We start from the raw sequence: 6,907 nt of genomic DNA, 5'->3' as shown, positions 1-6,907 counted from the left end.
CCCGGAGGGCCGCCGGAGGCATTCGTTAATCCGCCATGATTGCCTCCGGCGGGCAGGGCGCTGCCCTGCACCCGGCAAAGGGATAATCCCCTCTGCACTCCCTGGCTTGAAGGCGTTTGATGTAAGCGAAGAGTTTTTGTGATCGCTCAGTTGTGCCGGAGGCGAAAAGCTATCCTGCGGAAAAGTCCCCGACCCAGCGCATGAGGCTGATGCCGAAGAGGAGCGCGCCTTCCCAGCGTCGGAGTTTCCAGCCGGTTCTGAGCATGATGAGCACGAGGCCGACCATGCCGACGAGGACCAGCAGGCTGGAGCGTGCTTCGGGCGAGACGTTGAGGGGCCTGAGCAGGCAGGTGAGGCCGAGCACTCCGGCGAAGTTGAAGAAGTCGGAGCCGATGAGGTTGCCGAGCATCATGTCGCTTCTGCCCCGGATGGAGGCGGCGAGGCAGGTGACCATTTCGGGCAGGGAGGTGCCTGCGGCGACGATGGTCACGCCGATGACCCAGCTTGAGACGCCGAGTGCGCTGGCGATGCCGGTGGCTGCGTCGACCATGAAGTGTCCGCCCACGGCGATGGCGAGGAAGCCGCCGAGGAGCAGGGGGTAGTCGTACCATTCGGCCTGGCGGTCGGGCAGGTCTTCGAGCTCGTCTTCGCCGTGGGTTTCCTTTTTGAGGCCGAGGTAGACGAGGTAGCAGATCAGCGCGCCAACGAGGGTCGCGCCGAAGAGGCGGCTCATCTGGCCGGTGTAGGAGACCGCGAGGATGGCGGCGGTGGTCAGGAAGAGGAGCATGCCGTCGCGGTAGACGATGGTCTTGCCGGAGGGTAGCGGCTTGATCATGGCCATGGTGCCGAGGATGAAGCCGAGGTTGAAGATGTTGGAGCCGACCACGTTGGAGAGGGAGATGGCTTCTTCTCCGCGGAAGGCGGCGTTGAGGGTGACGAGGAATTCTGGCGCGGAGGTGCCGAGTGCCACGACGGTGAGGCCGATGACGAGTTCGGAGATGCCCCATTTGCGGGCGATGAGGGAAGCGGACGTGACGATCCAGTTGGCTCCGAACCAGAGCATCAGGGACGCGACGACGAATTCGGTGATGTAAAGCAGCATGGTGCAAACTCTCTCATGACGGCTGGCCTGTGGCAAGCCGAAGGGAATTGTTACGCGGTTGCCTGTCCGTTTTGTTCGGCCTTCCAGTCCTTGACTTCCTGCGGTTCCGGCTCCTGCCAGCCCAGCGGGGTGACGCGCGAGGGCAGGACGTTGAGTTCGCCTTGTTCGTCTCCGGCCTCGGTGCGGTGCAGCACGGTCACGGCAACGGGTTCCCCGGTGGCTTCGAAGTGCTTGCGGGCCTTGGTGGAATAGGAGGCGGTGTAGGCTGCGGCATCGGCCACGTCTTCGGGGCCGGGCGTGCCGTTGTCGGTGGGCCGCAGGATGGCGAGCGGGCCGGGGAATTCGGCGGTTTTCATGAGGTAATCGCCCTTGCGGAGCGCCTTTTCAAGCTTTTTGTTGTCGGCCTGTTTGCGGCCCATGGCCAGCCAGAGCGGTCCGGCCCAGCATTGGCGACCGGTCTGGGAGAGGCGAAAGTCTGCGGGCGTGGGCTGTTTTTTGGCCTGCATGAGCCGAATGAAGCGGGCCGAGGATTCGGACTCGGCCAGCACGCAGCCGCCTGCGGGCGAGGGAATCTTGGTGAAACCGTAGTGCTCTGCCAGCGCGAGTTGGGGCTTGCGGGAGCGGCCCTTGAAGTCGAGCAGGCGCTCGCGGTCCACGAGGCCGTTCTCTTCCACGGCGGTGGCCTTCAGGTTTTTGGCGCTCAGGGGGCGCAGCAGGACGTCTTTCACGTCCGCGCTCTTGACGATGATGGAGAGCGCGTCCCGGCGCTGGGACATGGGCCGCTGGCCGATGACCTCGCCGGAGATGATGAACTTCGCGCCGTACTCGGGCAGCAGGCTCTTGGCCTTGGAAAGCATCATGACCTTGCAGTCCACGCAGGGGTTCAGCCATTTGCCGAAGCCGTGGTCCGGACCGTCGACCATCATCCGGACGTAGTCCTTGGAGATGTCCACGTTCACGGACTCGATGCCGTATTCCTGCAGCCACTCGTCGTGCAGCCACGGTTTGCCGAAAAAGGGCGTGGTGAAATGCAGGCCGAGGACCTTGAGGCCTTGATCCTGTACCACCTTGATGGCCAGCAGGGAGTCCAGTCCGCCCGAAAGAAGGGCCAGCGCGTCGTATTGTTTCGTCATGGGCGGTCCCTTACGCGAGGTTTTTCATACTGGCAAGGTCGAGAGGTGGCGTTGCGGCGGCATAACGGCTTTCGGGTGAGGAAGGACGGGGCCGCCGGGAATCCCGGCGGCCCCGCGCTCCGTCCGGTCAGACGATCTGGACGGGGATTTCCGCGTTCTGGGTCACGGCGTTGGTCACGGAACCCATACCGGACGTGGCTTTGGCGCGCTTCTCGAACCCGAGGCCGCGCGGGGACATGACGATGAGGTCGGCCCCTTCCTTTGCGGCCATGTCGAGGATGGCGTCTGCCGGGTCGCCCTGCACCAGCCGGATCATGGTTTCCGGGCAGCTCTTGAGTTCGGTTTCGCAGAGTTCCTCGATGATGCCGCGCGCCTTTTCGGTCTCCCAGTCGCGGAACTCGTTCAGGACGTCCCTGCCGGGATAGTTGCCGTAGGCGGGAAGTATGAGCAGAGGTCTAGCGCGGTGTACATGACGATGACCTTGGCGCCGTATTTGTTCGCAAGCGAGGCCACCTGTGCCGCAGCCTTTCTGGACTGGGTCGAGAGGTCGGTGGGCCAGAGGATCGTGTTGATCGACATTGTTGCTCCTTGGGTTGCGGTTGCCGGAATCCGGACCTGACTTTGAACATGGAACAGTAGCGCATCATCGGAATCATGTCAGGGGGCGGCTGTGGATTATAACCTCGGGCGCATGTCTGGTTTTCGGAAATTCGGCGCGGGCCGCCCTCTCTGGCATGCATGCCCGCCGTTGCGCGCCGATCACCTATCTGGTATTGACCTTGTGCTCATTGCTTGACGCCGCAAACGGTCCGCAGGACCGCACCAAGGAGAAACCATGGCCAAGAAAGCCGTTAGTCCCGAAGAACTGCGCAAGGAAGCGCTCGGTACCGCCATAACCACCATCGAGCGCAAGTTCGGCAAGGGCTCCATCATGCGTCTCGACGACGACGCCGTGGGAGAAATCCCGACCATCCCGTCCGGCTCCATCGGACTGGATATCGCGCTTGGCGTGGGCGGCATCCCCCGGGGCCGCGTGGTCGAGGTCTACGGCCCGGAATCGTCCGGCAAGACCACGCTCTCGCTGCACCTCGTGGCCGAAACGCAGAAAGCGGGCGGCACCGCCGCGTTCATCGACGCCGAACACGCGCTCGACATGAACTACGCCAAGCGTCTCGGCGTCAACACCGAGGAACTGCTCATCTCCCAGCCGGATTTCGGCGAACAGGCTCTTGAAATCGCGGACCTTCTGGTGCGCTCCAACGCCGTGGACATCGTGGTCATCGACTCCGTTGCCGCGCTCATCCCGCAGGCCGAGCTCGAAGGTCAGATGGGTGAAACGCAGGTGGGCGGTCAGGCCCGGCTCATGTCCCACGCGCTCAGGAAGCTCACCGGCTCCATCCATAAATCCAAGTGCGCGGTGGTCTTCATCAACCAGATCCGCATGAAGATCGGCAACACCGGATACGGCAACCCCGAGACCACCACCGGCGGCAACGCGCTCAAGTTCTACTCCTCGGTGCGTATGGATATCCGCCGCATCCAGACCCTCAAGGACAAGGACGAGGCCTACGGCATCCGCGCGCGCATCCGCATCATCAAGAACAAGGTCGCTCCGCCCTTCCGCGAGGCGCTGGTTGATATCCTCTACGGCACCGGCATGTCCCGCGAGGGCGAGCTGCTCGACATGGGCGTGGAGGCCGGTGTGGTGGACAAGTCCGGCGCATGGTACGCCTTCGGGTCCGAGCGGCTGGGTCAGGGCAAGGAGAACGTCCGCCAGTATCTGCTGGAGAATCAGGACATCGCCCAGAAGATCGAGAAAAAACTTAAGGAACACCTCGGCATTCTGCCCGCTTCCGACGAAGCCGAAGAAGCCGGCGCCGAGGCGTAGGAATATTTCATAGCCCGGCAAGCGCCCCGGAGCACGGGTCCGGGGCGCTTTGTCGTCTCGGCAAGAACCACCTTTTGGAGAACCAGACATGAAAGCCCAGGAAATTCGCGAACGTTTTCTCAAATATTTCGAAGGCAAGGGCCACGCCATCGTGGAATCCTCGCCGCTCACACCCAAGGACGACCCGAGCCTTCTCTTCACCAACGCCGGGATGGTCCAGTTCAAGCGCCTTTTCCTCGGTCAGGAAAAGCGCGACTACTCCCGCGCCACCACCTCGCAGAAATGCCTGCGCGTGGGCGGCAAGCACAACGACCTCGAGAACGTGGGCCGCACCGCGCGCCACCACACCTTCTTCGAGATGCTCGGCAACTTCTCCTTCGGCGATTACTTCAAGGAAGACGCCATCAAGTACTGCTGGGAGTTCCTGACCGGCGAGCTGGGCCTGCCCAAGGACAAGCTCTACATCACCATCTACAAGGATGACGACGAGGCGGGCGAACTCTGGCAGAAGCTCTGCGACGTTCCGGCCGAGCGCATCTACCGCCTCGGCGAGAAGGACAACTTCTGGTCCATGGGCGACACCGGCCCCTGCGGCCCGTGCTCCGAAGTGCACATCGATCAGGGCGAGCACATGTGCTGCGGCCCGGACTGCGGCATCGGCCAGTGCGACTGCGACCGCTACCTCGAAATCTGGAACCTCGTGTTCATGCAGTACGATCAGGCCGAGGACGGCACCCGCACCGACCTGCCCCGCCCGTCCATCGACACCGGCATGGGCCTTGAGCGCATCGCCGCCGTCTGTCAGGGCGTCTACTCCAACTACGACACCGACCTCTTTCTCTCCATCATCAACTACACCGCCGACCTCGCGGGCGAAAAATACGGCGACGACTGCGACAAGGATACCGCCCTGCGCGTCATCGCGGACCACTCCCGCGCCATCGCCTTCCTGATCCCGGATCAGGTGCTGCCCTCCAACGAAGGCCGTGGCTACGTGCTGCGCCGCCTCATCCGCCGCGCCTACCGCTTCGGCCGCCTGCTCGGGTTCGAGGACTCCTTCCTCTACAAGACCGCCTCCAAGGTCTGCGACGACATGGGCGATCACTATCCCGAACTGAACGAACACCGCGACTTCATGGTCAAAGTGGTCCGGGAAGAGGAAGAACGCTTCGCCAAGACCCTCGACAAGGGCCTCGAAATGCTCGAAGCCGAACTTGATCGCCTCGTGGCCGAAAAGGCCGCCATCGTGCCCGGCGAAGTCGTGTTCCAACTCTACGACACCTTCGGGTTCCCCATCGACATCGTCAACGACGTGGCCGAAAAGCGCGGACTCGCCGTGGACGAACCCGGCTTCAACAAGCTCATGGACGAACAGAAAGAGCGCTCCAAGAAGGCCTGGAAAGGCTCAGGCGAAAAAGACGTTGCCTCAACCTTCCAGACCCTGCTCGAAGAGTCCATGACCTCCGAATTCACCGGCTATGACGCACTGGCCGGGGAATCCACCATCGTGGCCCTTCTCGACGAGAACGGCACGCGCGTGGACTCCCTCAAGGCTGGAACGTCCGGCTGGATGGTCACGGAAATCACGCCCTTCTACGGCGAATCCGGCGGCCAGCTCGGCGATCAGGGCCTCGTGGCCACCGACTCCGGCAAGGCAGAGGTGGCAGACACCGTCAAGCCCGCCGCAAACCTCACCGGGCACCGCGTGCTCGTGGACGAAGGCGAACTCAAGACCGGCCAAAACGCCGTGCTGACCGTGAACCGCGAACAGCGGCTGGCCTCCGCCAGAAACCACACCGCCACCCACCTGCTGCACGCCGCCCTCAAAAGCGTCCTCGGCGATCACGCCAATCAGGCCGGCTCCCTTGTCGGACCCGACCGCCTGCGCTTCGACTTCACCCACATCAAGGCGCTGACCCCAGAGGAAATCGCGCAGGTCGAGGCGTTCGTCAACAAGGCCATCCTCGACGCCAATGCCGTTGACCGCGAAGTCATGAGCATTGAGGCCGCCCGCGAAAAAGGCGCTACCGCACTCTTCGGCGAAAAATATCAGGACGACGTCTGCGTGGTGGAAGTGCCCGGCGTGTCCATGGAACTCTGCGGCGGCACGCACCTCGACAACACCGGACAGATCGGCTCCTTCGCCATCCTCTCCGAAGCGGGCGTGGCCGCAGGCATCCGCCGCATTGAAGGTGCCACCGGCGCCAACGCCCTCAAATACTTCAACGACCGGCGCAAGGCTGCCGAAGAGGCCGCCCTGCTTCTCAAGGCCAAGCCCGAAGCCGTCGGCGAAAAAGTGGCCGCCCTGCAGAAACAGCTCAAGGACATGGGCAAGGAAATGGAAAAGCTCCAGTCCAAGCTCGCCTCCGGCGCAGGCCGCGACCTCATGAGCGAAGCCGAGGAAATCAGCGGCGTCAAAGTGCTCGCCGCCAAAATCGATGCGCCCAACATGAAGGTCATCCTCGACCAGATGGATAACCTCCGCTCGCGCATCGACTCCGGCATCATCGCCCTTCTGGCCGCCCACGAAGGCGACAAGGTCTCGCTGGCCATCTCCGTCACCAAGGACCTGCACGACCGCTACAAGGCTGGCGACCTCATCAAGCAGGTCGCAGCAGAAGTCGGTGGCTCCGGCGGCGGACGCCCCGACCTCGCACGCGCCGGCGGCTCAAACCCCGCAGGCATCGACAGCGCCATCGCCAAGCTCAAGGAGCTTATTGGCTAGGGGGTGTAGGATAGAAATGAAAAAGGGTGCAGCCACTTGGTGGCTGCACCCTTTTTTTT

6 protein-coding genes are annotated in these 6,907 nt (G+C 63.1%); 2 read left to right on the top strand and 4 right to left on the bottom strand.

Annotated elements, in window-relative coordinates:
- Nucleotides 1-169: 169 nt before the first annotated feature.
- From JCM12178_RS16370 to JCM12178_RS20085, 4 genes are all read right to left on the bottom strand, one after another.
- Nucleotides 170-1,102 carry a calcium/sodium antiporter gene (locus tag JCM12178_RS16370; RefSeq protein WP_054652970.1) on the bottom strand — a complete coding sequence of 311 codons (933 nt, stop codon included), beginning with the start codon at nt 1,100-1,102 and terminating at the stop codon, nt 170-172.
- A gap of 50 nt (nt 1,103-1,152) precedes the next feature.
- Nucleotides 1,153-2,235, bottom strand: a complete 1,083-nt coding sequence (locus tag JCM12178_RS16365) for a DUF814 domain-containing protein (RefSeq protein WP_054652968.1) — start codon at nt 2,233-2,235, stop codon at nt 1,153-1,155.
- A gap of 127 nt (nt 2,236-2,362) precedes the next feature.
- Nucleotides 2,363-2,641 (bottom strand): universal stress protein, encoded by a 279-nt coding sequence (locus JCM12178_RS20090; RefSeq protein ID WP_439646717.1) that lies wholly within the window; start codon nt 2,639-2,641, stop codon nt 2,363-2,365.
- Nucleotides 2,638-2,814, bottom strand: a complete 177-nt coding sequence (locus JCM12178_RS20085; RefSeq protein WP_157054975.1) for a universal stress protein — start codon at nt 2,812-2,814, stop codon at nt 2,638-2,640. The genes JCM12178_RS20090 and JCM12178_RS20085 overlap by 4 nt, the downstream gene beginning before the upstream one ends.
- 256 nt (nt 2,815-3,070) lie before the next feature.
- Between JCM12178_RS20085 and recA the strand changes: the two genes are divergently transcribed.
- The gene (gene recA / locus JCM12178_RS16355) at nt 3,071-4,123 is read left to right on the top strand and encodes a recombinase RecA (RefSeq protein ID WP_054652966.1); all 1,053 of its coding nucleotides are present in this window, start codon (nt 3,071-3,073) and stop codon (nt 4,121-4,123) included.
- Between the two features lie 88 nt (nt 4,124-4,211).
- Nucleotides 4,212-6,848: an alanine--tRNA ligase gene (gene alaS, locus JCM12178_RS16350; RefSeq protein WP_054652964.1), complete on the top strand. Its 2,637-nt coding sequence runs from the start codon at nt 4,212-4,214 to the stop codon at nt 6,846-6,848.
- The last annotated feature ends 59 nt before the right edge of the window (nt 6,849-6,907 follow it).

It is taken from the genome of Salidesulfovibrio brasiliensis JCM 12178, assembly GCF_001311825.1.
Taxonomy (GTDB): Bacteria; Desulfobacterota; Desulfovibrionia; order Desulfovibrionales; family Desulfovibrionaceae; genus Pseudodesulfovibrio; species Pseudodesulfovibrio brasiliensis.
This window is presented reverse-complemented; position numbering and strand designations above follow the sequence as displayed.

Excerpts from the sequence above, each read along its gene's own strand:
- JCM12178_RS16365 (WP_054652968.1), bottom strand. The coding sequence starts at position 2,235 with ATGACGAAACAATACGACGCGCTGGCCCTTCTTTCGGGCGGACTGGAC.
- JCM12178_RS20085 (WP_157054975.1), bottom strand. The coding sequence starts at position 2,814 with ATGTCGATCAACACGATCCTCTGGCCCACCGACCTCTCGACCCAGTCC.
- JCM12178_RS16370 (WP_054652970.1), bottom strand. The coding sequence starts at position 1,102 with ATGCTGCTTTACATCACCGAATTCGTCGTCGCGTCCCTGATGCTCTGG.
- recA (WP_054652966.1), top strand. The coding sequence starts at position 3,071 with ATGGCCAAGAAAGCCGTTAGTCCCGAAGAACTGCGCAAGGAAGCGCTC.
- alaS (WP_054652964.1), top strand. The coding sequence starts at position 4,212 with ATGAAAGCCCAGGAAATTCGCGAACGTTTTCTCAAATATTTCGAAGGC.